Annotated in this window: 23 protein-coding genes; 10 read left to right on the top strand and 13 right to left on the bottom strand. The window is 72.3% G+C overall.

Going from position 1 to position 24,662, the window contains the following annotated elements; genetic code table 11:
* Positions 1-22 precede the first annotated feature (22 nt).
* The 6 genes from AB0K03_RS03060 to AB0K03_RS03035 form a co-directional block, all read right to left on the bottom strand.
* On the bottom strand, positions 23-2,767 hold the full coding sequence (locus AB0K03_RS03060; protein ID WP_364679670.1) for a discoidin domain-containing protein: 2,745 nt from the start codon (positions 2,765-2,767) through the stop codon (positions 23-25).
* A gap of 16 nt (positions 2,768-2,783) precedes the next feature.
* The gene (locus AB0K03_RS03055) at positions 2,784-4,373 is read right to left on the bottom strand and encodes a glycoside hydrolase family 13 protein (RefSeq protein WP_364679667.1); all 1,590 of its coding nucleotides are present in this window, start codon (positions 4,371-4,373) and stop codon (positions 2,784-2,786) included.
* A gap of 21 nt (positions 4,374-4,394) precedes the next feature.
* The gene (locus AB0K03_RS03050) at positions 4,395-5,363 is read right to left on the bottom strand and encodes a carbohydrate ABC transporter permease (protein WP_364679664.1); all 969 of its coding nucleotides are present in this window, start codon (positions 5,361-5,363) and stop codon (positions 4,395-4,397) included.
* 9 nt (positions 5,364-5,372) lie between these two features.
* Positions 5,373-6,275, bottom strand: a complete 903-nt coding sequence (locus AB0K03_RS03045) for a sugar ABC transporter permease (protein ID WP_364679662.1) — start codon at positions 6,273-6,275, stop codon at positions 5,373-5,375.
* 14 nt (positions 6,276-6,289) lie between these two features.
* Complete coding sequence (locus AB0K03_RS03040) at positions 6,290-7,648, bottom strand: extracellular solute-binding protein (protein ID WP_364679659.1); 1,359 nt, start codon at positions 7,646-7,648, stop codon at positions 6,290-6,292.
* Positions 7,649-7,878: 230 nt separating this feature from the next.
* Positions 7,879-8,889 carry a LacI family DNA-binding transcriptional regulator gene (locus tag AB0K03_RS03035; RefSeq protein WP_364679657.1) on the bottom strand — a complete coding sequence of 337 codons (1,011 nt, stop codon included), beginning with the start codon at positions 8,887-8,889 and terminating at the stop codon, positions 7,879-7,881.
* 164 nt (positions 8,890-9,053) lie between these two features.
* Here AB0K03_RS03035 and AB0K03_RS03030 point away from each other — a divergent pair, with 164 nt between their 5' ends.
* From AB0K03_RS03030 to AB0K03_RS02995, 8 genes are read left to right on the top strand one after another with little or no spacing between them, the layout of a single operon-like run.
* Entirely contained in the window at positions 9,054-9,557 is a 504-nt protein-coding gene (locus AB0K03_RS03030; protein ID WP_364679655.1) for a methyl-accepting chemotaxis protein, read from the top strand.
* 43 nt (positions 9,558-9,600) lie between these two features.
* Positions 9,601-9,975 carry a MerR family transcriptional regulator gene (locus AB0K03_RS03025; protein ID WP_364679652.1) on the top strand — a complete coding sequence of 125 codons (375 nt, stop codon included), beginning with the start codon at positions 9,601-9,603 and terminating at the stop codon, positions 9,973-9,975.
* Positions 9,976-9,979: 4 nt separating this feature from the next.
* Positions 9,980-10,429, top strand: a complete 450-nt coding sequence (locus tag AB0K03_RS03020; RefSeq protein WP_364679649.1) for a YchJ family metal-binding protein — start codon at positions 9,980-9,982, stop codon at positions 10,427-10,429.
* A 44-nt stretch (positions 10,430-10,473) separates the two neighbouring features.
* A complete protein-coding gene (gene kynA / locus AB0K03_RS03015; protein ID WP_364679648.1) occupies positions 10,474-11,331 on the top strand; it encodes a tryptophan 2,3-dioxygenase in 858 nt (285 codons plus the stop codon).
* Positions 11,328-12,557: a kynureninase gene (gene kynU, locus AB0K03_RS03010; RefSeq protein ID WP_364679645.1), complete on the top strand. Its 1,230-nt coding sequence runs from the start codon at positions 11,328-11,330 to the stop codon at positions 12,555-12,557. Before kynA ends, kynU begins: the two co-directional genes overlap by 4 nt.
* The gene (locus AB0K03_RS03005; protein ID WP_364679643.1) at positions 12,554-13,543 is read left to right on the top strand and encodes an amidohydrolase; all 990 of its coding nucleotides are present in this window, start codon (positions 12,554-12,556) and stop codon (positions 13,541-13,543) included. The genes kynU and AB0K03_RS03005 overlap by 4 nt, the downstream gene beginning before the upstream one ends.
* Before the next feature lie 43 nt (positions 13,544-13,586).
* Complete coding sequence (locus AB0K03_RS03000) at positions 13,587-13,907, top strand: hypothetical protein (protein WP_364679640.1); 321 nt, start codon at positions 13,587-13,589, stop codon at positions 13,905-13,907.
* Positions 13,908-13,917: 10 nt separating this feature from the next.
* Positions 13,918-14,802: a serine hydrolase domain-containing protein gene (locus AB0K03_RS02995; protein WP_364679638.1), complete on the top strand. Its 885-nt coding sequence runs from the start codon at positions 13,918-13,920 to the stop codon at positions 14,800-14,802.
* Positions 14,803-14,822: 20 nt separating this feature from the next.
* Here the strand turns inward: AB0K03_RS02995 and AB0K03_RS02990 are convergent, their stop codons facing one another.
* Positions 14,823-15,863 carry a Gfo/Idh/MocA family oxidoreductase gene (locus AB0K03_RS02990; protein WP_364679636.1) on the bottom strand — a complete coding sequence of 347 codons (1,041 nt, stop codon included), beginning with the start codon at positions 15,861-15,863 and terminating at the stop codon, positions 14,823-14,825.
* 129 nt (positions 15,864-15,992) lie between these two features.
* Here AB0K03_RS02990 and AB0K03_RS02985 point away from each other — a divergent pair, with 129 nt between their 5' ends.
* On the top strand, positions 15,993-16,814 hold the full coding sequence (locus AB0K03_RS02985; protein ID WP_364679633.1) for a methyltransferase domain-containing protein: 822 nt from the start codon (positions 15,993-15,995) through the stop codon (positions 16,812-16,814).
* 66 nt (positions 16,815-16,880) lie between these two features.
* On the opposite strand, the gene AB0K03_RS02980 is transcribed toward AB0K03_RS02985, so the two are convergent.
* Positions 16,881-17,792 carry an AraC family transcriptional regulator gene (locus AB0K03_RS02980; RefSeq protein WP_364679631.1) on the bottom strand — a complete coding sequence of 304 codons (912 nt, stop codon included), beginning with the start codon at positions 17,790-17,792 and terminating at the stop codon, positions 16,881-16,883.
* Between the two features lie 104 nt (positions 17,793-17,896).
* Here AB0K03_RS02980 and AB0K03_RS02975 point away from each other — a divergent pair, with 104 nt between their 5' ends.
* The gene (locus tag AB0K03_RS02975) at positions 17,897-18,961 is read left to right on the top strand and encodes an acyl-CoA dehydrogenase family protein (protein WP_364679628.1); all 1,065 of its coding nucleotides are present in this window, start codon (positions 17,897-17,899) and stop codon (positions 18,959-18,961) included.
* On the opposite strand, the gene AB0K03_RS02970 is transcribed toward AB0K03_RS02975, so the two are convergent.
* The 5 genes from AB0K03_RS02970 to AB0K03_RS02950 all read right to left on the bottom strand — a co-directional run bounded on the left by AB0K03_RS02970 (position 18,958) and on the right by AB0K03_RS02950 (position 24,589).
* The gene (locus tag AB0K03_RS02970) at positions 18,958-19,623 is read right to left on the bottom strand and encodes a hypothetical protein (RefSeq protein ID WP_364679626.1); all 666 of its coding nucleotides are present in this window, start codon (positions 19,621-19,623) and stop codon (positions 18,958-18,960) included. The genes AB0K03_RS02975 and AB0K03_RS02970 overlap by 4 nt on opposite strands.
* A gap of 81 nt (positions 19,624-19,704) precedes the next feature.
* Complete coding sequence (locus AB0K03_RS02965) at positions 19,705-20,814, bottom strand: lactonase family protein (RefSeq protein ID WP_364679623.1); 1,110 nt, start codon at positions 20,812-20,814, stop codon at positions 19,705-19,707.
* Between the two features lie 42 nt (positions 20,815-20,856).
* Entirely contained in the window at positions 20,857-22,362 is a 1,506-nt protein-coding gene (locus AB0K03_RS02960; RefSeq protein ID WP_364679620.1) for a glycoside hydrolase family 130 protein, read from the bottom strand.
* The gene (locus AB0K03_RS02955) at positions 22,359-23,441 is read right to left on the bottom strand and encodes a glycosyltransferase (protein WP_364679617.1); all 1,083 of its coding nucleotides are present in this window, start codon (positions 23,439-23,441) and stop codon (positions 22,359-22,361) included. The genes AB0K03_RS02960 and AB0K03_RS02955 overlap by 4 nt, the downstream gene beginning before the upstream one ends.
* A complete protein-coding gene (locus AB0K03_RS02950) occupies positions 23,438-24,589 on the bottom strand; it encodes a glycosyltransferase (RefSeq protein WP_364679615.1) in 1,152 nt (383 codons plus the stop codon). Before AB0K03_RS02950 ends, AB0K03_RS02955 begins: the two co-directional genes overlap by 4 nt.
* Positions 24,590-24,662: the final 73 nt, after the last annotated feature.

The raw sequence follows: 24,662 nt of genomic DNA, 5'->3' as shown, positions 1-24,662 counted from the left end.
GTGGGGAGAGGAGCGGTTCTTGCTACGAGGCGTAGACCTCGAACTCCGAGAGCTGGCCCGCGGGCCAGCCGGTGTTGCCGGTGAACGTCAGCCGCAGGTAGCGCTGGGTCGTCGCCGGGAACGTGACGGTCGCGGTGTTACCCGAGGACGGGTTGAAGGTGTACCCGGCGCTCGCCTTGACCGTGCCGTAGGACGAGCCGTCGGTGGAGCCCAGCACCGAGAGCGTCTGGGTCCGCGTCGCCCAGGCGGCCGCGGGCGGCAGCTTGAGCACGACCCGGGAGACCGAGCGGTTCTGGCCCAGGTCGACCGTGAGCGACTGCGGGAAGGCGTTGTTGGCGCTCTCCCAGTAGGTGTTGGCGTTGCCGTCCACCGTGTTGGCCGGGGTGTAGACGTCCGCCTGGCTGGTCGCGGTCACGGTGCGCCCGGCGGCGAGGTTCCCCGTGGGCGGTGGGGTGGTCGGCGGCGGGGTGGTGCTGCCGCCGTCCGCGTACGCCTCGAGCTCCGCCAGCTGACCCGCCGGCCACCCCGTGTTGGCCGAGAAGGTCAGCCGCACGAAGCGACGGCTGCCGGTGGGCAGGGTGATCGTCGCGGCGTTCCCGCTCGCCGGGTTGAACGTGTACGCCTGCGCGCCCACGAGCGACGAGTACGACGAGCCGTCGGCCGACCCGGACACCGCGATGGTCTGCGAGCGCGTCTCCCAGCCGGACGGCAGCTTCAGCACCAGCCGCCCGACGTTCTGCGAGGAACCGAGGTCCACTGTGAACGTCTGCGGGAAGGAACCGTTGGCGCTCTCCCAATAGGTGGCCGCGTTGCCGTCGACCGCGTTCGCGCCGGTGTAGGGCCCCGAGGTGCTGGAGGTGGTGACGGCCTGGCCGCGAGCGAGATTTCCATCAACCGGAGGGGTCGTCGGTGGTGTGGTCGGTGGTGTGGTCGGAGTGCTGTTCCACTGCGGCGCGGGCCAGGGGCCGCAGTCCGGGGTGTCGGTGTACCAGCCCGTGTTCGTGCCGGTCCGGGTGACCTGGAAGCCCGAGCCGACGCAGTTGTGGATCGGCTTGGCCTGCGCGATGCCGCTCGCCCGGACGTTGTCGAAGGTGACCTGGCTGGGGGCCTGCACCTGGAGGGCGTACGTGCCGGCGCCGACGATGTTGACGTTGCTGAGCCGGATGCCGCTGGACTGGCCCTCGATCCAGTGCAGGGCGGCGTACGAGCTGTCCAGGATGTCGGTGTCGGTGATGTTGATGGAGGCGCCGGTGAGCGGGGCGTTGAGGCCGCTGAACCAGATCGCCCCGACGCCGAAGTTCCAGTTGTAGTCGGAGTTCCCGGCCCGGATGAGCGTGTTGCGGGCCAGCGTCCACGTGCCGGCGACGGCCGTCGGCCCGGTGACGCCCGGGTACCGGTTGGCGACGTGGATGCCACCGCCGTTGGTGACCGTGTCGGACACGACGTTGTCGGTCATGACGATGTCCCGGCCGCCGTAGCTGACGAGGTTGTTCGCCAGGATCGGGGCCACGACGGTGTTGTGGGTGAACGAATTGTTCGCGTTGGGGACGTCCTGCGCCCACATGGCCAGGCCGTCGTCGCCGGTGTTGCGAACGAACGTGTTGGTGACCGTCGAGTTCGTGACGCCGATGTGGAAGTTCACGCCGTCGGCGGTCTGGTCGAGGATGCGGCTGTTCTTGATGGTGAACCGGTCCATCGGTCCGTCCATCCATGCGCCGACCTTGGTGTGCTGCATCCACACGTTGTCGATCGTCGAGTCGGTCATCGCGCCGCCGAACGCGTTGACCTGATCGTCGTCGACCCGCTCGCGGATGTCGCCGATGACCGCGAGGTCGCGGACCGTGACGTTCCGGCTGGGGCCGCCGTCGGCGACGTACTTGCCGTAGATGCCGGCGGCCTGGTTGCGCTGGGTCGGGTGGCGACCGCCGAGCACGGTGTACCAGGGACCGGCGCCGGCCAGCGTCACGCGGTCGACGATGACGTGGCTGTAGAGCGTGTAGTTGCCCCGCGGCACGTAGACCGTACGGCCGGAGGACGACCCGGCGTTGACGGCGGCCTGGAACTCGGCCGTCGAGTCGGTCGCGCCGGTCGGGTCGGCGCCGTAGTCGGCCACCACGTCGATCGCGCCGGACGGCTTGCCGATCGGGTCCGGGACGTTCTCGAAGTCGGCCAGGTCGATGGTGAAGGTGGGCGACTGCGCGGTGGAGGTGACCTGGAGACGGATCTTCGTGCCGGCCGCGTACGTCGTGCCGAACATCGTCCGCGCCTCGTCGTAGAAGTGGTGCGGGTTCGAGTCGCCCGGGTTGTTGTTGAACGGGTAGCCGCCGTAGAACCAGCCGTACTTCGAGGTGACCGGCACGGACTTCACGACCGTGCCGTTCGCGCGTACGTCCAGCGAGGCGTCGCGGCCGGCGCCGTTGTTGCCGTCCGGGATGCTGTAGCGGAACGTCATCGCGTTGGCGGGCTTGGTCAGGGTGAACTCGACGTACTCGCCGACGGCGTCGAGGGTGACCGCCTCGCGGCCGGACGCCTCCGACGACAACTGACCGTAGTAGCGGCTGGTGCCGGTCTTCGTGCCGGTGGTGCTGGCCGCCTCCGCCTCCTGCTCGACGAACGGCACCGAGGCGCCGCGTCCGGGGATGTCGAAGGGGGAGAGCCCGGCGGCCTGCGCCGGGGCGGCGGTCCAGGTGACGATCGCGGCGGTGGCCGAGGCCACCACCGCGGTGGTGGCCACGACGGCCAGGGTTCGGGGGACGGTGCGGGCCATGGGGATGCCTTTCGGGTCAGGTGGCCAGGCGCAGCCAGACGGCGGTGTCCGGGGGAAGGGCGTCGCCGTCCAGGGGGCTGCTGGTGAGCAGGACGGATTCGTGCGCCGGAAGCTCGATGGCTTCCGGAGACAGGTTGAGGACGCACGCGAGCTGTCGCCCTCGGCGGTAGGCGAGCACGCCGGTCCCGGCGGACAGCCACGCGAAATCCGGGCCGTGCAGCCCGGGCTCGGCCTTGCGGGCGGCGATGGCCGAGCGGTACAGCTCCAGCATCGAGCTCGGGTCGCCGGTCTGGGCCTGGACCGTACGGTCCTTCCACTCCCGCGGCTGGGGGAGCCACGGTTCCGCGGTGGAGAAGCCGAACGGCGGTTCGTCACCGCTCCACGGCAGCGGGACGCGGCAGCCGTCGCGGCTGTGCCCGCGGCGGGCGTACATCGGGTCCTGCAGACGTTCGACGGGGATGTTCTCGTTCTCCCAGAGGCCGAGCTCCTCGCCCTGGTAGACGTACGTGGCGCCGGGCAGCGACAGCGACAGCAGGGCGGCGGCGCGGGCGCGGCGGGTGCCGAGCTCGAGGTCGACCGGGGTGCCGTCGAGGTTGTCGTCGAAGCTGAACGTGGTGGTGGCACGGCCGTACCGGGTGACGTGCCGGGTGACGTCGTGATTGGACAGCACCCAGGTGGCGGGCGCGCCGACCGCGCGGTGGGCGTCGAGCGTACGGTCGATGCACGCGCGCATCAGCGCGGCGTCCCAGGCGCAGCCGAGGAAGTCGAAATTGAACGCGGCGTGCAGCTCGTCGGGGCGCAGGTAGTTGGCGAAGCGCTCGACCTCGGGCATCCACACCTCGCCGATCAGCGCCCGGCCGGGATAGCTCTCCGACACCCGGCGCCACGCGCGGTAGACCTCGTGCACCTCGTCGAGGTCGTGGAAGGGGTGCCGCTCGCCCTCGACGACCGGTGGGAGCGCCCGGTCCTTGAACAGCAGCGCGGCCGAGTCGATGCGGATGCCGTCGACGCCGCGGTCGAACCAGAACCGCAGGATGTCCTCGAACTCGGCGCGGACCCGGGGGTGGTCCCAGTTGAGGTCGGGCTGTTCCGGGGTGAACAGGTGCAGGTACCAGTCGCCGGGCGTGCCGTCCGGGTTGGTCGTCCGCGTCCACGTCGTGCCGCCGAACTCGCCGACCCAGTCGGTCGGCATCTCGTCGCCGTTCTCGCCACGGCCGGGGTGGAACCAGAACAGCTCCCGTTCCGGCGCCCCGGGATCGGCGAGGGCCTTCTTGAACCACGCGTGCTCGCTGGACACGTGGTTGGGCACGATGTCGACGATCGTGCGGATGCCCACGGCGTGCGCCTCGGCGATCAGCGCCTCGGCCTTGGCGAGGGTGCCGAAGGCCGGGTCGATGTCGCGGAAGTCGGCGACGTCGTACCCCGCGTCGGCCATCGGCGACGGGTACCACGGGCTCATCCAGATCGCGTCCACGCCGAGGCTCGCCAGGTGGTCCAGACGGGCACGGATCCCGTCGATGTCGCCGACGCCGTCGCCGTCCGAGTCGGCGAAGCTGCGCGGGTACACCTGGTAGATGACGGCATCGCGCCACCAGGAATTGGGCACAGTGACCTGCTTTCTTGACGTTCAGCCCTTGAGGGAGCCCGCGGAGAGCCCGCCGATGATGCTGCGCTGGAAGATCAGGAAGACGACGATCATGGGTACGCTCGCGATGGCCAGGCCGGCCATGAACTCCGTCGGCGGCACCTGACTGGTGTTGGCGAGCCGGGCCAGCGCGACGCTCAGCGTCTGCTTCTCCGGGTCCTGCAGCACCAGCAGCGGCCAGAGGAAGTCCTTCCACATCGCGACGATGATGAAGATCGAGGTGACTCCGAGCACCGGCCGGGACAGTGGCAGGACGATCGACCACAGCTGGCGCAACCGCCCGGCGCCGTCGATGGCCGCCGCGTCGAGCAGGTCGTCCGGGATCTGGTCGAAGAAGCGCTTCAGCACGTAGACGTTGAACGCGTTGGCCGCGGCCGGCAGCCACAGCGCCCACGGGGTGTTGAGCAGGTTGACGTGCACCAGCGGCACGTCGGCGACCGTCTTGTACGCCGGCACCAGCAGGGCCGCGGCCGGCAGCATCAGGCTGGCCAGCATCGCGCCGAGCACCACCCGGCCGAACACCGGTTTTAGCTTGCTCAGCGCGTACGCGACCCCGACGTCCACGAGCAGCGAGAGGAGCCAGCCGCCGACCGCGTAGAACACCGTGTTGGTGAAGTACTTGGCGATCCGCATGTTCGTCCACGCGGTCGCGTACGTCTCGGGGTGCCAGGACTGCGGGATGAAGGTGGGGGTGCTCTGGGCGTACTCGGCGGGCGACTTCACCGCACTGGTGACCATCCAGTACAGCGGGAAGAGGAACACCAGCGTGAACACCACGAGCGTGGCGCCGAGTGCGAGGAAGTAGAGCCTGCGGTGCCGTTGCAGGTCGACCGTGGAGATGAGCGTACGGCTCGCCGAGCCGGTGGCGCCGATGTGCCGCTTCCGGCGGGCCGGCACGGGCCTCGGCGGCGCCGTGCCGGCCGGGCTCTGCGGCGGGGCGGTGAGGGTCATCGTGGTCTCCTAGTCCCCGCTGCTGCGGGTCAGCCGCAGGTACAGCGCGGAGAACGCGCCGAGCACGACGAACAGCAGCACGCTCATCGCGGCGGCGAGGCCGAAGTCGTTGTTGACGGTGAAGGCGTAGCGGTACACCAGCACCATCACCGTGATCGTGTCCGGGTTGGAGGTGCCGGTCAGCGCGTACGGTTCGATGAACACCTGCATGGTCGCGATGATCTGCAGCAGCAGCAGGACCAGCATGATGAACCGCATCTGCGGGAAGGTGACGTGCCGCAGCCGCTGCCAGACGCTCGCGCCGTCCAGCTCCGCGGCCTCGTACAGCTCGCCGGGGATGCCCTGCAGCGCGGCCAGGTACATCAGTGTCGCACCGCCCAGGTTGGCCCAGGTCGAGACGAGCACCAGCGAGATCATGGCGGTGCTCGACGACTGGGTCCACTGCGACTCGGGCAGTCCCACGCCCCGCAGCAGCGTGTTGAACAGGCCGGCGCCGGGGTCGTAGAAGTAGCGCCACAGCAGCACCGCGACGATCGGCGGCAGCATCACGGGCAGGTAGACCAGCACCCGGAAGTAGCCGCTGAAGTGGCGGAACTCGTTGAGCAGCACCGCGATGAAGAACGGCAGCGCGAAGCCGAAGACCAGCGCGAGCCCGGTGAAGTACAGCGTGTTCTTCCAGGCCGTCCAGAACAGCGGGTCGTCGAAGAGGGCGCGGTAGTTGTCCAGCCCCACCCAGTACGGCGGGACCACGAAGTTGTCCTGCTGGAAGCTGAGGATCACCCCCCGGACCAGCGGGTACCAGGAGAAGACGGCGAAGCAGGCCAGGCCCGCGGCCATGAACGCGTACGCCAGCAGGTTGTCGGAGGCTTTGCGGCGCAGGTGGCCCGCGCGCGCAGCACGTGCGCGGGCCACCGTGGGAAGGGCACTCACTTGACGTTTGCCAGGATCTGGTTGACCTGGGTCTCGGCGTCGGCCAGCAGCTGGTCGACGTTCGCGTTCCTGTCCGTGAGCACCTTCTGCATCGCCACGTCGAGGGTCGCGTAGATCTGCTGCGCGTTCGGCGGTTCGAGCTTGACCGGGATCGTGCCCATGCTCGCCACGAACGGGGCGTAGTTCTGCTGCGGGACGTTGGCGTACTTCTTGTCGGCCGCGGCCTGGGTCTGCGCCGCGGCGCCGGTGAAGATGGCCGGCTCGGGCAGACCGACGGGCTGCTTGGTCTCGCTCGACCACTTGTTCTCGGCCTCGTAGCGGTCCGCCGAGGTGAACCAGAACGTCAGCCACTTGAGGCCGGCCTGGATCTTCTCCGGGCTCAGGCCCGCCTTGAACATGTAGCCCTCACCGCCGCCCAGCGTGCCCTTGCCGTCCGGGATCGGGCCCAGGCCGTACGTCTCGTACTTGCCCTTGTACTGGTTGACGATCGTCGGGATGTTGTCGGCGGTGGCCAGGTACATGCCGAGCTTGCCGGAGCCCATCTGCTGGAGCAGGTCGGCCCACTCGAGCAGCTGCTTCTGGCCCATCGAGTCGTCGGTCCAGCGCATGTCCTTGAGCTGCTGCAGGACCTGCTTGCCCTGGGGGCTGTCGAACGCCGCCTTCCAGGTGCCGCCCTGGTTCACCGCGACCTCGCCGCCGAGCGAGTACAGCTCCGTGGTGAAGTGCCAGCCGCCGGTGTTGTTCTTGCTGTAGTCGCCGTACCCGACGGTGCCGTTGCCCAGGCCGGCGATCTTCTTGGCCGCGGTGCGCACGTCGGCCCACGTCTTGGGCGGGTTGTCCGGGTCGAGGCCGGCCTTGGTGAACAGGTCACGGTTGTAGAGCAGACCCATCGAGTAGTTCTTGTACGGCAGGCCGTACGTGTTCCCCTTGTCGTCCTGGAAGACCCGCAGCACCTCGGGCTTGATCTGCGAGGTGACCGGATAGTCCTTCAGGTACTTGCTGATGTCGGAGACCTGCCGCTTGGCGATCAGGTTGGCCGGGTCGGTGAAGTAGACGTAGAAGACGTCCTCGAGCTGGCCGCCGGCGAGCTTGGCCGGGAAGGTCTGCGGGTCCATCTTGCCCTCGCGGGCATCGATCTTGATGTTCGGGTTCGCCTTCTCGAACTCGGCGACGTTGGCGAGGAAGCGGTCGTGGGTGGCCTTCTCGGTGGCCGGCGGAAGGCCGTTGATCACGAGCGTGACCTTGCCGTCCTTCGCCGTGGTGGTGTCGTCGTCCCCGCCGCACGCCGCGGCCGACATGGCGACCCCGGCGACGAGCAGCAGCCCGAGGGCACTGCGCAGCCTGCTGGTGAACATGGGGGATTACGCCCCTTCCTGGATGGGTGCGCGCCTATGGGTGGATCGAAATGTGACGTGGCTCTCGCTGCCATGTTTCGTGGCGATGACGATACAAAGTCAAACCAGGTCCCGCAAGAACTCGACTGCAGAGAGAAAAAATGCGACTCTGACGGGAGTGGGCACGAAGAAGGGCGGGCCCGCCGGGCCCGCCCTTCTTGATGACGATGAATGTGCTGGTCAGCTGTCCGTCAGGTGCGGACCGGCGCCGGTGCGGTGGAGCCGCGCACCACGAGCTCCGGCTCGAACAGCAGCTCGTCGGTGGACGCGGCAGCGCCCTCGATCTGCTTGACGAGCACGTCCACGGCCGCCTGGCCCATCAGCTCGATCGGCTGGCGCACGGTGGTCAGCGGCGGATCCGTGCACGTCATCAGCGCGCTGTCGTCGAAGCCGACCACGGAGACGTCGGCGGGCACGTCCAGCCCCAGCCGCCGGGCGGCCCGGATCGAGCCCAGGGCCAGCACGTCGCTGGCGCAGATCAGCGCGGTGATCCCGCGCTGGATCAGCCGGGTCGCGGCGAGCCGGGCGCTCTCCATGGAGAACGTGGTGCGCTCGACCGGCCACTGCTCCACCGGGTCCGCCCAGCCGGCGGCCTCCGCGACGGCGGCGAGCTTGCGGCGCGACGGCACGTGGTCCTCCGGCCCCAGCACCATGCCGATCCGCTCGTGGCCGAGCGAGCGGAGGTGGCCGTACGCCTGCTCGACGGCGACCGCGTCGTCGGTGGAGATGTGCGGGAAGCCGAGGTCGTCGACGCCGCCGTTGACCATCACCACGGGCATGCGCCGATCGAGCAGCTGCTTGTAGTGGCCGTGCTCGGCGTCGGCGAGCGCGTACGACCCGCCGGCGAAGACGACGCCCGACACCTGATGATCGAGCAGCATCTCGATGTAGTCGCGCTCCGGCACGCCGCCGATCGTGCGCGCGCACAGCGCCGGGGTGAAGCCGCGCTGGGCCAGCGAGGCGGTCACCACCTCGGCGAGCGCCGGGAAGATCGGGTTCTGCAGCTCGGGCAGGACCAGGCCGACCAGCCGCCCGCGTTCACCGCGCAGCTTGGTCGGGCGCTCGTAGCCCAGGACGTCGAGAGCGGTCAGCACGGACGCGCGGGTCGCCTCGGAGACCCCGCTGCGCCCGTTGAGCACCCGGCTGACGGTCGCCTCGCTGACGCCCGCCTTCTTGGCCACCTCGGCCAGACGTTTGGTCACGACGGAATCCTACGTCAGCATCCTGCAAATCTTGAACTGGCCCTTGCAGCACAGGACGGATTCCTGACCGATCTTGCGAACTCGGTCAGTCCGGGGAAACCGCCGCGCGCGACCGCGGCAAGGTGGGATGTTGGTGAGCGGGGACGAGTGATGGGTGATGCGCGATGAGTGAATGGGATGCGGCCGGCGACTGGACCGGCGATTCGCAGGACGCTGTCCACCCGGCGACCACCGCCGGCGACTCGGTGCACCGGCTGGCCGACGTCAGCAGCGACATGGCCACGGCCACCCGCTCCGCCGTCCGGGCCGCCGAGACCGCGGTCGCCGTCATCCAGCGGCTCGACGCCAGCAGTACGGAGATCGGCAAGGTCGTACAGCTGATCGCGACCATCGCCAAGCAGACGAACCTGCTGGCCCTGAACGCGACGATCGAGGCGGCCCGCGCCGGCGAGGCGGGCCGGGGCTTCGCCGTCGTGGCGAGCGAGGTCAAGGACCTGGCCAACGAGACGGCCACCGCCACCAACGAGATCGGCGGCCAGGTCGGCGGCATCCGCGCCGACACCCAGAACGCGGTCTCCGCGATCGAGGAGATGCAGGCCCTCATCGAGGAGCTCGACCGCTGCCAGAAGGTGATCAGCGGGATCGTCGCCGAGCAGCAGGCCGGCTGACCGGCACCCACGACGCGGCGCGCCCGGGGCAGAATGCCGGGTCATGCCGACCTACACGCCGGGCGAGATCGCCGAGAGGACCGGGTTCACCCTCGACACGCTGCGCTACTACGAGCGCATCGGGCTGCTCGACGGGATCGCGCGCACCCCCGGCGGGCAGCGCGTCTTCACCGACGACGACGTCGCCTGGCTGAGCATCCTGCGCTGCCTGCGCGACACCGGCATGCCGATCGCCCAGATGCGCCGCTACGCCGACCTGAGCCGCGACGACAACACGGTGACCGAGCGCCGGGAACTGCTCGAGGAGCACGACGCCGACCTCAGCCGCCGCATCGACGAGCTCATCCTGCAGCGCGCCCACATCCGCGAGAAGATCCGGTACTACCGCTCGGTCGAGGTGCCGGCCGGGGAAGAATAGGCGGATGGGCAAACGTGCGACGCGGCGCCGGACCGCGGCTGCGACCGGATTCGACGAGACCCAGGCGTGCCCGTGCGGGCTGGGACAGGCGTACGGGGAGTGCTGCGGACCCGCGCACCGCGGGCACGCGCCCGCGACGGCCGAGGCGTTGATGCGGTCACGGTACGCGGCCTTCGCGCTCGACGACGACGCGTACGTGCTGGCCTCGTGGCATCCGCAGACCCGTCCCGAGGGTGTCGAGCCGGACCCGCAGCTGCGCTGGACCGGGCTGGACGTGCTGGAGACCAGCGGCGGCGGGCTGTTCGACGCCGAGGGCGTGGTGGAGTTCCGGGCGCACTACCGCGACGGCGGCCGCCCCGGTGAGATGCGCGAGCGCAGCCGGTTCGTGCGTCACGACGGTCAGTGGGTGTACTGGGGTCCGATCCTTACCGAGGGCACCCTCGCCAACATCTGACCTGGTGTGATCTGCTTCAGGGCGGATTCATCGAGGAGGACATCGTGGCGCCGAACCAGCGGCCTCTGGAGTCCGGCATCGTCCGCGACTTCCGGGTCAATCTCTCGTACGGGAAGTATCTGCATCTCGACGAGATCCTGTCCGCCCAGCATCCGGTGAGCGTGCCGGAACACCATGACGAGCTGCTGTTCATCCTGCAGCACCAGACATCGGAGCTCTGGCTCAAGCTGGTGTTGCACGAGCTGCGGGAGGTCCGGCGGCGGCTGGCCGCCGACGAGCTGCGACCGGCGCTCAAGGGGATGGCCCGGGTCAAGCACATCCAGCGCTGCCTGACCGAGCAGTGGTCCGTGCTGGCCACGCTGACCCCGAGCGAGTACGCCGAGTTCCGCAGCTTCCTCGGCACGTCGTCGGGCTTCCAGTCGTACCAGTACCGCGCGGTCGAGTTCACGCTCGGCAACAAGGACCGGCGGATGCTGAAGATCTTCGACGACGACCCCGCCGCGCACGCGATGCTCACCGAGGCGCTGGAGACGCCCAGCATCTACGACGAGTTCCTGCGCTTCCTCGCGCGCCAGGGCCACGACGTCCCGCCCGCCCTGCTGGACCGTGACGTGACCCAGCCGTGGACCATGAACGCCGACCTCGTGCCGGTCTTCCAGGCCATCTACGAGCACAAGGACAAGTACTGGGAGGCGTACGAGGCCTGCGAGGAGCTCGTGGACCTGGAGGAGAACTTCCAGCTCTGGCGGTTCCGGCACCTCAAGACCGTGGAGCGCACGATCGGCTTCAAGCGCGGCACCGGCGGCTCCAGCGGCGTCAACTTCCTGCGCCAGGCGCTGGACATCGAGTTCTTCCCCGAGCTGTACGCGGTGCGTACCGAGATCGGGGAGCCGGCGCAGTGACCGACGACCTGCGGGAACGCGCCGCCACGCTGGACGCCGCCGACCCGCTCGCCCCGCTGCGGGAGCGGTTCCTCGCGCCGGACGACTTCGACGTCGTCTCGTACCTGGACGGCAACTCGCTCGGCCGGCCGCTGCGCGCGACCGCGCAGCTGATGGAGGAGTTCGTCCGCGAGCAGTGGGCGGGCCGGCTCATCCGCGGCTGGACCGACGGCTGGCTGGAGTGGCCGGAACGGCTCGGCGACCGGCTCGGCGCGGTGGCGCTCGGCGCGGCGGCCGGGCAGACCGTCATCGCCGACTCGACGACCGTGCTGCTCTACAAGCTGGTGCGCGCGGCGGTGGACGCCCGGCCGGGCCGGCGCACGATCGTGCTCGACACCGACAACTTCCCCACCGACCGGTACGTGTGCGAGGCCGTCGCCGCCGAGCGCGGGGTGCGGCTGGAGTGGATCGAGACCGATCCGGCCGCCGGCATCACCGCCGACCAGGTCGCCGAGGTGGTCGGCGAGGACACCGCGCTGGTGCTGTTCAGCCATGTCGCGTACCGCTCGGGCTGGATCGCCGACATGGCGGAGATCAACCGGGTCGCGCACGCCGCCGGGGCGCTGACGCTGTGGGACCTGAGCCACTCGGTCGGCTCGGTGCCGCTCGAGCTGGACGCGTGGGGCGCCGACCTCGCTGTCGGGTGCACGTACAAGTACCTCAACGGCGGGCCGGGGGCGCCGGCTTTCGCGTACCTGCGGGCGGAGCTGCGGGACGAGCTGCGGCAGCCGATCTGGGGCTGGATGGGGCACCGGGCGTCGTTCGAGATGGGCCCGGGCCACGAGCCCGCGCCGGGCGCCCGCGCGCTGCTCAGCGGCACCCCGCCGATCCTGGCGATGGTGCCGTTGCACGCCAACCTGGACCTGCTCGCCGAGGCCGGGATCGAGGCGGTCCGGGCGAAGTCGCTGCTGCTGACCGGCTACGTGCTCGACCTGGCGGACCGGTGGCTCGCGCCGCTGGGCGTGACAGTGGCCGGACCGCGCGACCCCGGGCGCCGGGGCGGCCACGTGACACTGCGGCGTCCCGGCTTCCAGCAGCTGCTCGAGCCGCTGTGGGACCGCGGCGTCATCCCGGACTACCGGCGCCCCGACGGCCTGCGGATCGGACCGGCGCCGCTGAGCACCAGCTTCGCCGAGGTGCACCGCGGGCTCGAGGCGCTGCGCGAGCTGGCCGAGAAGCAGCCGTGACCTGGCTCGTCCCGGATTCCCTCTGGTGGGACGGGCGGCTGCGGACCGGCGTGGCGCTGCGGGACGGCCGGGCGGTCGCGCTCGCCGAGGTCCCGCCCGGCGCCGAGCGGCGGCGGCTGCCCGGCACGGTGCTGCCCGGGCTCGGTGACGCGCACGTGCACTCCGCGCTCGTCGACGTGCCGACCCTGCACGCGGGCGGGCTCGCGTACGTGTGGGATCTGGGCGGGGTGCCGGAGAAGGTCGCGGCGCTCGCGGCCCGCCATCCGTGGGTCCGCTATGCGGGCCCCTTCCTGACCGCTCCCGGCGGCTACCCGACCGACCGGGCCTGGGCGCCGGCCGGCAGCTGCCGGGAGGTCCGCTCGGCGGCCGACGCGCACGACGCCGTCGGCGAGGCGCACGCCGCGGGCGCGACGCTGATCAAGGTCACCGCGCACGCCGGCGCGCCGATGCTGCCGGCGGCCACGACGCGGGCGGTGGTCACGGCGGCACACGCGCTCGGGCTGCCCGTGGTCGTGCACGCCGAGGGGCCCGGAACGGTGGCGGGGGCGTACGAGGCGGGGGCGGACCTGCTCGCGCACACGCCGTGGACCGAGGCGGTCGATCCCGCCCTCGCCCGCGACTGCGCCGGCCGGATGACGTGGATCAGCACGCTCGACATCCACGGCTGGGGCACCCCCACCCCGGCGCGGGGCACGGCGATCGGCAACCTCCGGCTGTTCCTCGGGTACGGGGGGAAGGTGCGGTACGGCACGGACCTGGGCAACGGGCCGCTGCCACCGGCGATCAACCCGCGGGAGCTGCGGGCGCTGCAGGAGGCCGGGCTGACACCGCCGGACCTCCTGGCCGCGATGACCGAGCCGGGCCGGCCGGAGCTCAGCTGGCTCCCGGCCGGGCTGGACCTCGACCCGGCCACCTTCGCCGCGTCGCTGGCGACCGCCCGGGTCCTCGGCCCGGGCGTCCAGCCCCGGCACATCGCCGGACCATGACGACGATGATCGCGGTCAGCGGCGCGCCGGCTTCGTGCCGCTGATGGTCGGCGAGGACGGCGTCATCCGCGGTCCCGGCGGCGAGGGCCGGGCGGCGGTGGTCGCCCGGGACGACATCGCCGACGTCATCGTCGCGGTGCTGCGCGATCCGGCCGCGCACGCCGGGCGGACGTACGACCTCACCGGGCCGACCATCGAGGAGGCGTACGCGTCCCGCGCCCGGTACGGCGCCCCCGGCCGGCAGGTCGACGCGTGGGTGAGCACGTACACGGCGGTGACGGCCGGGGAGATGTCCACGGTGGACCCGGCGATCGAGCGGCTCACCGGGCGGCCGGCCCGGACACTCGCGGACGTGCTCCGTTAGGGTCGGCCCCATGAGGCACGGGGGCATGGTGCTGCTCAAGCGCGGCACCGAGACCGTCATCGGGCAGGAGTCGCCGCTGCGCTACCAGCTGGCCTCGGTGAGCAAACAATTCACCGCCACCGCGGTGCTGCTGCTCGCCCAGGACGGCCTGCTGCACCTCGACGACCCGCTCGACCGGTGGATCCCCGGATGGCCCGGGGTCACGCTGCACCACCTGCTCTCGCACACCTCCGGGATCGGCCACTGGCCCGGCTACCCGATGATCGATCTGAGCGCGCGGATGGAGCCCGGCGAGCTGCTCGAGACGTTCCGTTCGGTCCCGCCGCTGTTCGCGCCCGGTGCGCGGTGGGCGTACAGCAGCCCGGCGTACGTGCTCGCCGCCCACGTGGTCGAGCGCGTCGCCGGCACGCCGTACCGGGAATTCCTGGACCGCCGGATCTTCGTGCCCGCCGGGCTGGCCGGGACCTTCGCCGGGTCGCCGGGCGACCGGCCGGACATCGCCCCCGGCCACGACGCGCAGGGCGCCCCGAGGCCGTCCTGGGACCTCGACGTCGTCGGCATGGGCGCCGGCGACGTCTGGTCGACGACCACCGACATGATCCACTGGATGGACCTGCTGCGGGCCGGCGCCCTGCTCGGCGAGCCGTGGCGCACGCTGATGCTCACCCAGCGGGCCGCCGTCGACGCGGACGACGAGCGCTTCCGCGGCTACGGGTACGGCTGGTTCGTCGGCTCCTACAACGGCGAGCCGTGGTTCCAGCACGACGGCCACAACGCGGGCTACAAAGCCTTCGCCGCCTGCCTTCCCGAATCCGACCGGCGCCTCGTGGTGCTCGTCAACACCGACGCGATGGACGCCTCCTCGCTGCGCCACATCTGGCAGACGCTGCTCTAGGGGGCCCGCCGGCCGAGCGGTCAGCCGGCCTGCGCCGGGGCGGCGAGGTCGACCGTCTCGCCGGTGGCCGCGCTCATCCGGGCCGCGTCGAGCACGTCCATGGCCCGGACCGAGTCCCACGGGTCGACCGGCAGCGGGCCCTCGCCGCGGACCGCCGCGGCGAACGCCGGGTAGAAGCTGTCCCAGCGGCCGCGCTCGCTGCGGACGGGCGCGCCCGTCTTGCCGCGGTAGAGCCGGCCCCAGGCGTGCTCCGGCTCCACGCCCCAGCGCTCGCCGAGGGCGGCCGGCGAGCGGCCCGCCTTCAGCAGCGCCTCCTGGCAGTCGAGACCGTCGACGATGTAGGTGCCCGTCGTCCCGCTGACCCGGAACCGGGGGCCGGGGGCCGCCTGCCGCCAGCTGCCCCACAGGTGCGACTCGACGCCGCTCTCGTGGTGCAGCGCCACGAAGACGTCGCTGTCCAGCTCGCCGTCGCTGCGCATCTCCGCGTACACCCGGGCGACCGGGCCGAACAGCACGTGCGCCTGGTCGACGAGGTGCGCGCCGAAGTCCAGCAGGGTGCCGCCGCCCGCGGCCGGGGGCTGGCGGTCCGGGTCCCAGCGCTCGAACCGCGACTCGAAGCGGCGGACCTCGCCGAGCGCGCCCTCGCCGAGCAGCCGCCGTACGGTCAGGAAGTCGGCGTCGTAGCGGCGGTTCTGGTACACCGTCAGCGGGACGCCCGCCTCCTCGGCCAGCGTGACCACCTCCCGGGCGGCCTCCGCGTCGAGGGCGAACGGCTTGTCCACCACCACCGCCAGCCCCAGGCCGATCGCCTGCCGGGCCAGATCGGCGTGCGTGGCGGCCGGCGTGGAGATGGCGACGGCCTCGGCGCCGGCGGCCGCCAGGTCGGCGATCGAGTCGAACGCCGGCACCTCCGGGTGCCCCTTCGCGAGCTCCGCGCGGCGCTCGGGGGAGCGCGTGACCACCCCCGCGAACTCGACGCCCTCGGCCGCCGCGAGCAGGGGAGCGTGGAAGATGCGCCCGCCCGAGCCGTACCCTGCCAGACCGATCCGTGTTGCCGTCATGTTTCGGATCTTACAAACCACGGTCAGCGGCGGAAGGGGGCGGCAGCCGCCACCACGGAAGGTGAACGGCCCGTGTCGGAAGGTTGACGAGCGCCCTCACCAGCGGGTTCGGCGAGCCACTATGGCGCCATGGAACCCGCACAGCTGGACCGTACCCCGTTCGCGGACCTCGACCGGATGCCGCCCGACATGCTCGCCATGCTGGTGGCGGCGCTCGAGGCTATGTCCCGCCACCCCGAGATCCAGCGGGTGCGTCACACCGCCTGGCAGGCGCTGCGCCCCGCGCCGGGCCAGCGGCTGCTGGACGCCGGCTGCGGCGCGGGCGACGTGGCCCGCGAGCTGGCCGCCGCGGTCGCGCCCGGCGGCGAGGTGGTGGCCCTCGACTATTCCGCCGCGACGCTCGCCGCGGCGCGCGAACGCCACACCGGCGGCGACATCCGGTACGTGACCGGCGACGTGGCGGCGCTCGACTTCGACGACGAGACCTTCGACGGCGTCTGGTGCGAACGCGTCCTGCAGCACGTCGACGACGCGGACGCCGCGATCGCCGAACTGGTCCGCGTCACCCGCACCGGCGGCCGGGTCTGCCTGCTCGACACCGACTGGTCGTCGCTCGCCTTCGACGGCGTCGACAAGGCCCTGGCCGGCCGGATCGTCGGCCACATGCACGGCCGGCTGACTCCCCGCCAGCTCGACATGGGCCGCACGCTGCGCCGCCGCCTGCTCGACCGCGGCCTGCAGGACGTCTCGGCGACCCCGGTCACCTGCTTCTTCGGCGACCCGGCGTCGGCGGCCGTGGTGCTGCCCATGGTCAACCCGCAGGTGCCGGAGGAGTCCTGGATGACCCCGGCGGGCCTGCGCGACGAGTGGCTGGGCCAGGTCGGTACGGCCGGCGAACGCGGCGACTTCCTGGCCGTCCTCACCATCTGGGTCGCCACCGGCACCGCGTAGCCGCGTCGCGTGGCCGGTCCGGCGATTGAGCAGCTTGCTCCCTGAGGCGGTGCGCGGGGCTTGCGTTTAGCGGGGCGGGGCGGCTGCGTCGGCGAGTTGGACGGTGCGGCGGAAACGGCCCGGGGCCAGGCCGTACTCGCGGCGGAAGGCGCTCGCGAAGGTGAATTCCGTCGAGTAGCCGACCCGCTGCGCGATCGCTGCCAGCGGGTCCCGGGTCTCGCGCAGGAGCCGGGCCGCCGCGGTGAGGCGCCACCCCGTCACGTACGCCATGGGCGGTTTGCCGACCAGCGCGGTGAACCGGCGGACGAAGCCGGTACGCGACATGCCCGCGATGTCGCACAGCCGCTGCACCGTCCACTGTGTCTCCGGTTCGTCGTGGACGGCGCGCAGGGCCGCGGCGATGCCCGGATCGGTGACCGCGGGCCAGTCCCGGCCGCCGGACTGTTCCTGCCAGCGGCGCAGCGCGTGCACGAGGATCAAATCGAGCAGCGCGGCCCGGGTCGCCGCCGTGCCCGGCCGGTCCTCGGCCACGTCGTCGCGCAGCAGGGACGTCATCGCCGGCAGGTGGGGGTGGCGGTCGTGGTCCGGGGGGATGGCGACGACGTCCGGCAGGTCACGCAGGAAGCGGTGGATCTGGCCGCGGTCGAGCCGGTAGCAGCCGCACAGGAACTCGAAGTCGTACGGGCCGGGCCGCGGCGGCTCGGGGCCCATGCTCGCCACCGGCAGTGAGCCGAGCTTGCGTGGGGCGTGGCTGAGGCCGTGCTCGGCGCCGAACGGTGCCAGCACGACGGAGCCCGGCTGCAGCGCGACGGTGCTTCCGTTGCGGGTGACCAGGAAGCCCGTACCGCTGAGGACGATGTGGAATCCGATCCCGACGAACGGTGGGTAGCGGGCGCCCCAGGCGCCGGACTCGGTGATGCGCCGGGCGGAGGCCCGGCCGGCCCTGATGCTGCCGATCACCTCGCTGATGATGTCCACCCCTGGAGGCTAGGCCCGGCCGGGCGGCGATCGGAACGCCCGCGCATGAAGGTGGGCCGTTGGCGCATGGTCCGGTTCCCCCGCGGCTGGTTGGGTCGGTGGACGTGACGACTGAAACCATCGGGGCGGATCACGCCCGCGTGCTCCTGGCCAACGCGGCGAAGACCGAGCAGCAGGAGCGGCCCACCGCCGAGAGCCTCGACGCCGCCCGCCGGACCGGCGCGTTCGCGCTGCGTACACCCGAGCGGTTCGGCGGCGCCTGGGCGGACGCGGCGACGACCGTCCGGCACCTCGCGGGGCTGGGCCGGTCCTGCCCGGCCACGGCCTGGGTCGCCGGCACCTGCGTCACCGCCAAGACGTTCGTCGCGGACGTGTTCGGCGACGGGGCGCCGGGTGAGTTCTTCGCCGATCCGGGATCGCTCGCGTGCGGCTCCGGCCACCCGACCGCGACGGGGGTACGCGGCCCGGACGGCGTCCGCGTCGACGGCCGGTGGGCGTACGTGTCCGGCTGCGAGGACGCCGCCTGGGCCGGGCTGGCGGTCATGGTCGACGGGGCGTACATGTTCGCCGCGATCCCCACGTCCGACCTGAGCGTCGAGCGGACCTGGGACGCGGCCGGACTGCGTGGCACCGGCAGCCACACCCTCGTCGCCCACGACGTGCTGGTGCCCGAGTCGCGGATCCGTCCGGCGCAGCCACCCGGCCTGGCCCTGCACGTCTTCTACGGGACCACCGTCCTCGCCCCGCTGGTGGGCGCGGCGCGCGGTGCCCTGGACGTGACCGAGGCGATGTTCGCCTCCGACCGCAAGCCGTCGATGACCCAGTACGCCCGGATGGGCGAGTCGCCGGCCGCACGGCAGTGGCTGGCCGAGGCGACCCAGCTGGTGAACCGCGCCGAGCGGACCCTGCTGGCGATCGCCGGCGAGGCCGACGCGGGCGACATCTCGCAGGCCGGCCACGCGCGGCTGCACCTGGACATGGTGGACGCCGCGCGGGACTGCCGGGCCGCGGTGGAGCTGATGCTCGACCTGCACGGCGCGAGCGGCTTCGCGGCGACGAACGCGCTGCAGCGGTACTGGCGCGACATCGCGGTCGGCAGCCGGCACGCGCACCTGCGGTCGTACACCGCGGTCGAGAGCTACGGCCAGGCTCTGGCGGGACCCGCTTAGGCGGCGCGGCGGAAGAACTGCCGCCGTTTCTCGTCGCGCAGGACGAAACCCAGCGCGGCGAGCTCCCGCCGGAGCTGCCGGGCGTCGTCGGCGTCGCGGTCGGCGAGCGCCTTCTGCCGGGCAGTGAGCAGCGCCTCGGCCTCGGCGGGCACGTCCGGCAGACCGGGGACCCAGCGCCGATACGAATCCAGGTACGGGTCCTGCCGGGTCCAGGCTGCACCGAACAGATCCGCGAGCCGCCGCCCTCCGACGAGCAGCGGTTCGCGGGCCAGTTCCCGCCCGGTCCGCCCCAGCAGCACGAGATCGTCGCGTTCGCGGTACGCCACGGCGACCTCCCCGCGCGGGACAGTCCGGCGCACGCCGGGGTGGGTCAGCACCACCTCCGTACCGGTGATCCGTACGGTCAGCGACTCCTTGTCCACCAGCCAGGCCAGCGCCAGGCCGAGGAGCGCGCCCACCGCGACGGTGACGACGGTCGCCGCCGGCTCGGGCAGGCCGGCGGCGAACCGGAGCGGGCCGCGCATCGGCGCGAACGGGATCCGCAGGATCCATCCGGGCAGCTCGTGCACCACCCAGCCGAGCCCGCCGCCGACCGCGGCCAGGCCGAGCCACACCGCCACCCGTAGCCCGATCGGGGTCGCCACCGTCCGCTCGTCGATCATCCTCCGAGCATCGTGGGCGAGGCCCGGCCGCCGATACCGCCGACAGTCGCGGGTGCGCCGACCAAAGTCGACGCCGCGCGCTCAGAGCAGGATCTGGGCCGCGCCCGGGACCGCGATGGAGCCGGCGACCGCGCCCGGCACGCCGTCGGTGACGGGCAGCCACGTGACCGTGCCCGAGCGCTGGTTGGCCACGTACAGCCACCTTCCGGCGGCGTCCAGCGCGAGATGCCGGGGCCAGGTGCCGCCGCAGGCCGGGGCGGCGACCCGCTTGAGCGTCGCGCCGTCCGTGCCGGTGGTGAAGACGCCGACCGTGTCCGTGCCGCGGTTGCTGACGTAGACGTGGGCGCCGTCGGGGGACACGGCGATCTCGCCGGGGTGGTTGCGGACGCCGGTGCCGGGGGCGGCCGCGACGACCTGGCCGGGGGTCAGGACGCCGTCGGCCCATTCGCAGACGGTGACCGTGGAGTCGAGCTCGCCGGCCACGTACGCGAACCCGCCCGCGGGATGGAAGGCGAGGTGCCGCGGCCCGCTGCCGGGGGCCAGCGCAGTGCGGTCCACCTCGCTCAGCACGCCCGCCTGCGTGTCCAGCGTGTACGTGAACACCGCGTCGCGTCCCAGGTCCACGGCGAGCACGTACGTGCCGAGCGGGTCCACCACGACCTGGTGGGCGTGCGATTCCTGGTCCTGGGTGCCCTGCCGGCGTACGTCGGTGGCCGCGCCCACCGTGCCGTCCGCGCCGATCGGGTGGGTGACGACAGCGCCGCCGCCGTACAGCGACACGAACAGGAAGCTGCCGCCCGGGTGCACCGCGACATGCGCGGGTCCGGCGCCGGTGGCCACGGTGTTGAGCACGGTCAGGTCCGGCGTGAGCGCGCTGACCGTGCCGTTCTCCCGCTCGCTGATCGCGTACAGGATGCTGCCCGCCGGGCTCGCGGCCAGCCACGACGGCTCGGGCACCGCCGCGGTGGCGGCCTCGACGGTGAGCGCGCCGGTCGCCGGGTCGAGGTGGCCGCGGGCGAGGCCGGGGCCGCCCGCGGAGGTGTACGACCCGAGGTGGAAGCCGGCCGGCGGCGCCTCGTCGTCCGCGACGGCCGGCAGTGCGGTGACCGCGCCGGCCCCGGCGGCGGCGGTGAACGCGGCGGCGCCGCCCAGCTTGAGCAGCCCGCGGCGAGAGGTCCTGATCCCATCCATGGCGCTCAATGTAGACGACCGAAATGTACGGTGCCGCGCGGGTCAGGGTACGACGATCATCGCGTCCAGGAGGCGGTCCATCGAGATGCTGGCGAAGCCCACGCGGACGTCGCTGGCGCCGTACGGGAGCCAGAACCGCCCGTCGTGCACGAGCCCGCCGCAGGAGTAGACGACGTTCGGGACGTACCCCTCGCGCTCCTCCTCGTCGGGGTCGAGCAGGCCGTACGGCAGGTCGGCGAGCACCCGCTCAGGGTGCTCGAGGTCGAGCAGCATCGCGCCGATCGCGTACCGGCGCATCGGGCCGACCCCGTGGGTGAGCACCAGCCAGCCGGCCTCGGTCTCGACCGGGGAGCCGCAGTTGCCGACCTGGATCAGGTCCCAGCCGCGGTGCGGCATGAGCAGCGGTACGGCCTCCTGCCAGCGGTTGTTCTCGTCGCGCTCGCTGAGCCCCAGCGTCTCGCCGTCGGAGCGGCACAGCGCCAGGCAGCGGCCGTTCACCGGCCGCGGGAACAGGGCCATGCCCTTGTTGCGGGCCGCCGGGCCCCGCAGCGCGGTGACCTCGAAGTGCCGCAGGTCGCGGGTCTGCAGCAGGCGCCCGCCGATGTGCCGCCCGTCGTACGCGGTGTAGGTCGCCTGGTACGACATCCGCCCGTCCGGATCGACGACCTGCACGAACCGGGCGTCCTCCATGCCGTTGCTCTCGGCCGGCGTGGCCGGCCACAGCACCCGCTGGTGCAGCGGCACGGCCGCCGGGAACGTCACGGCGTAGTCGGCCGCGACGATCTCCCGCATCAGCGCCAGGGTCTCGCCGGTCGTCGGCCGGGCCAGCAGCTCGCCGGGGAGGTGGCCCAGGACGTCCTCGAACTCCTCGTGGGAGTACCGCTCCGGCAACGAGGCGAGCGTGGCGGCCGACAGCTCGTTGTCCACCTCCAGCTCGGCGAGGCCGGCCGCGAACGCGTCCCGGTAGTGCCGGGCGCCGGTGCGCTCGCCGATCATCAGCGGCCCGTCGCGGTCCTCGAGCCGGATCGCGTCGCCGGGACCGAGCACCGCGGAGCAGAACCCGATCGACGAGATGTGACCCTCGCCGATCTGCCGCAGGCTGATCGCCACCCGCAGCTCACCCGCGTGCAGCCCGCTCTGGTCCGGATGCGGCACCATCGACGGGTTGCACAGCGCTGCGGCCTCGACCGAGAACTCGTGGCTGAAGTAGGCGCCGATCAGCGACCGCGCGTTCGCCGACAGGTCCAGGTCCGGCGGCACCCGGTGCTGCACCAGCTCGTAGTGGTGGTTGAACACGCCGAGCAGGTCGTGGTGGCGGCCGGCGAACCGGGTCAGCACCTCGTCGAGCAGGCGACCGATCTCGTCCTCGTCGAGCTGCAGGATGCGCTCGATGAGCAGGGACGCGCGGTTCTGCACCAGCTGGGCGTCCTCGCCGGGCACGAACAGCTTGATCACCACGCGCCGCCCGTCCGGCTGCATCGTCAGCGGGTGGCGTACGACGAGGGAGGTGGTGGAGCGGGCTTGCCGCGGGTCGAGAGTTGCGGTCACGCTAGGCCGCCTGACGGTCGGGTCGCGCTGCGCCCTGCCAACGCGCGGGCGTGCTGCAACGTGGAGACGAGCGCGAGAGTGGATTCGGCACCTTGGTTCAGATTAGGGCCATCAGGCGTCAATCCGTCATAACCTCCACCCGTCAGGGGGTCGTACATGACGGATCCGGTGTCGTTGTCGCCCAGGAACCACGCGATCGACCGCAGCAGGTGCCCCTCCCAGGCGTCGTCGCCGGTGACCGCCGCCGCGGTGGCGCAGGCGTCGGCGGTCGCGGCGACCTCGATCGGCTGCTGGTCGAAGCGGTGCCGGCCGGCGCCGGGCCGCCAGCCGCCCACCGGCACGACCGACAGGTGCCCGTCGTGGTCCTGCATCCGGCACAGCCAGCCCAGCATCCGCAGCCCGTCGGCGAGCAGCGGCTCGTCGCCGAGCAGGTCGCCGGCCTGGATGAGCACCTCCGGCAGGACCGGGTTGGCGTACGTGAGCTCGCGCTCGGGCCACACCCACTGCGGGTCACCGCCGGGCAGCCCGATGACCGTCGCCGCGTCGGCGAGCAGTTGCGCCGCCTCGCCGGCCCGCGGATCGGCGCGCAGCACCTCGGCGGCGCCCAGCCCGGCGAAGGCCATCGCCCGGGGCCACGGCGAGCGCTGCCGGGCCGCGATCGAGAACGCGGCGCGGGCCTCCTTGCGGATCCATCCGACGGTGCTGCGGGCGGCGGCGGTGCCGAGCCCCCACAGCGCGCGTCCCCACCAGTCGCCGGTGCTCGGCTCGTCCAGCCAGCGGCGGTCGTACGTCAGCCGGTTGCGGACCCGGCCGTCGGGCGCCGTCGCGTGGGTGAGGAAGGCCAGGTACCGCTCGGACAGCCCGACGACCAGGGCGGTCGGCTGCGGTTCACGCGCGGCGACGAGCAGCCCCCGGGCCACGTCGTCGACGCAGTAGCCGTGCTCGCGCCGGACGATCGCGTTGCGCGCGTGCTCGAGCAGACCGGTGTCGTCGGAGAGCCGGGCGATGTGCGACCAGTTCGGCTCGGGCGCGTCGACCCTGGACAGCAGCGGCGGCACCAGCCGCAGGGTCACGCTCACGCCGGGACGGAGGTGGCCACGGGCGTACGGTCGGCGACCAGCCGCTGCGCGAGGTTGTGGTAGCGGGAGGCCACCGCCGGCCAGCGCAGCGTGGGTCCGCCGGTGATCCCGGCGAGCCGGGTCGCGGTGCGCGGCCGCTGCAGCAGGTGCCGGATCGCGGTGGCCATGGCCTGCGGGTCCTGGTGCGGCACGAGCAGGCCCGGCCCGTCGGCGAGCAGTTCGACGGCGTGCGGGAACTCGGTGGCGACCACGGGCACGCCCGCGCCGACCGCCTCGATCAGCACGCCGGAGGTGACCTGCTCGGTGGAGTCGTACGGCAGCACCACCACGTCGGCCGAGCGGATGAGCCGGCTCAGCGCGGCCTGGTCGAGGTAGACGTCCTCCCACCGCACGTGGTCCTCGACGCCCAGCTCGGCGGCCAGCTTCTGCAGCGACTCGCGGTAGACGTCGCCGTGGTGCTCGAGGACCTTCGGGTGGGTCCGGCCGGCCACCGTGTACGCGGGCATCGGCTCCAGGTCGTCGAGCTCGGCGAGCGCCCGCAGCGCCCATTCGATGCCCTTGCCGGGTCCCAGCAGGCCCCAGGTCAGCAGGTGCGGCGCGTCCCCGGTCTCGCGCGGCGCGCCGGAGTGGCTGCCCGCTCCGTGCGGGATGACGGTCACCTTGCGGGGGTCGACCCGGTAGCCGGCGATCAGCCGCTTGCGGGCGGTGTCGGTCATGGTCACCACGGCGTCGGCGGTGGCCGCGATGCGTTCGAGCACCGAGCGCTGGGTCGGCGACGGCGTGCTGAGCACGGTGTGCAGCACCACGATGGTCGGCACCTTCAGCGAGTCGAGCAGCGGCAGCACCTCGTCGCCGTCGACGCCGGGGTAGATGCCGTACTCGTGTTGCACGATCGCGACGTCGAAGCGGTTGAGCGCCGCGGCCGCGGCCGTCCAGCCGCCGGGCGTGTCCGTGTGCCACGTGTGCACCACCCGGGGCGCCGTGTGGTCGACCTCGAGCCCGCCACCGGCCGCGTCCGCGGAGAGCAGGCGGACCACGCCGCTGCCGGGTGCGCCCCCGGTGAGGTGCGTGGCCAGCGCCGCATTGAAGGTCGCCAAGCCGCACTGGGTCGGGGGATAGGTGCTGAGAAAGCCGTACGTGGCAGGCATGACAGGCCTTTCTGATCAGGCGGCTGCCTCCCCGCAGCGCGGACCGGCGCGCGCGGACGCGGAGCGTGTGCGC

This window comes from Actinoplanes sp. NPDC049316 (assembly GCF_040677315.1).
GTDB lineage: Bacteria > Actinomycetota > Actinomycetes > Mycobacteriales > Micromonosporaceae > Actinoplanes.
Note: the sequence above shows the minus strand (reverse complement) of the source record. Positions and strands in the feature narration are given on the sequence as shown.

Bases quoted from the DNA above. Each gene is read 5' to 3' on its own strand.
- AB0K03_RS03060 (WP_364679670.1), bottom strand. From the start codon at position 2,767: ATGGCCCGCACCGTCCCCCGAACCCTGGCCGTCGTGGCCACCACCGCG.
- AB0K03_RS03050 (WP_364679664.1), bottom strand. From the start codon at position 5,363: ATGACCCTCACCGCCCCGCCGCAGAGCCCGGCCGGCACGGCGCCGCCG.
- AB0K03_RS03040 (WP_364679659.1), bottom strand. From the start codon at position 7,648: ATGTTCACCAGCAGGCTGCGCAGTGCCCTCGGGCTGCTGCTCGTCGCC.
- AB0K03_RS03030 (WP_364679655.1), top strand. From the start codon at position 9,054: ATGAGTGAATGGGATGCGGCCGGCGACTGGACCGGCGATTCGCAGGAC.
- AB0K03_RS03025 (WP_364679652.1), top strand. From the start codon at position 9,601: ATGCCGACCTACACGCCGGGCGAGATCGCCGAGAGGACCGGGTTCACC.
- AB0K03_RS03020 (WP_364679649.1), top strand. From the start codon at position 9,980: ATGGGCAAACGTGCGACGCGGCGCCGGACCGCGGCTGCGACCGGATTC.
- AB0K03_RS03000 (WP_364679640.1), top strand. From the start codon at position 13,587: ATGGTCGGCGAGGACGGCGTCATCCGCGGTCCCGGCGGCGAGGGCCGG.
- AB0K03_RS02995 (WP_364679638.1), top strand. From the start codon at position 13,918: ATGAGGCACGGGGGCATGGTGCTGCTCAAGCGCGGCACCGAGACCGTC.
- AB0K03_RS02990 (WP_364679636.1), bottom strand. From the start codon at position 15,863: ATGACGGCAACACGGATCGGTCTGGCAGGGTACGGCTCGGGCGGGCGC.
- AB0K03_RS02985 (WP_364679633.1), top strand. From the start codon at position 15,993: ATGGAACCCGCACAGCTGGACCGTACCCCGTTCGCGGACCTCGACCGG.
- AB0K03_RS02970 (WP_364679626.1), bottom strand. From the start codon at position 19,623: ATGATCGACGAGCGGACGGTGGCGACCCCGATCGGGCTACGGGTGGCG.
- AB0K03_RS02965 (WP_364679623.1), bottom strand. From the start codon at position 20,814: ATGGATGGGATCAGGACCTCTCGCCGCGGGCTGCTCAAGCTGGGCGGC.
- AB0K03_RS02950 (WP_364679615.1), bottom strand. From the start codon at position 24,589: ATGCCTGCCACGTACGGCTTTCTCAGCACCTATCCCCCGACCCAGTGC.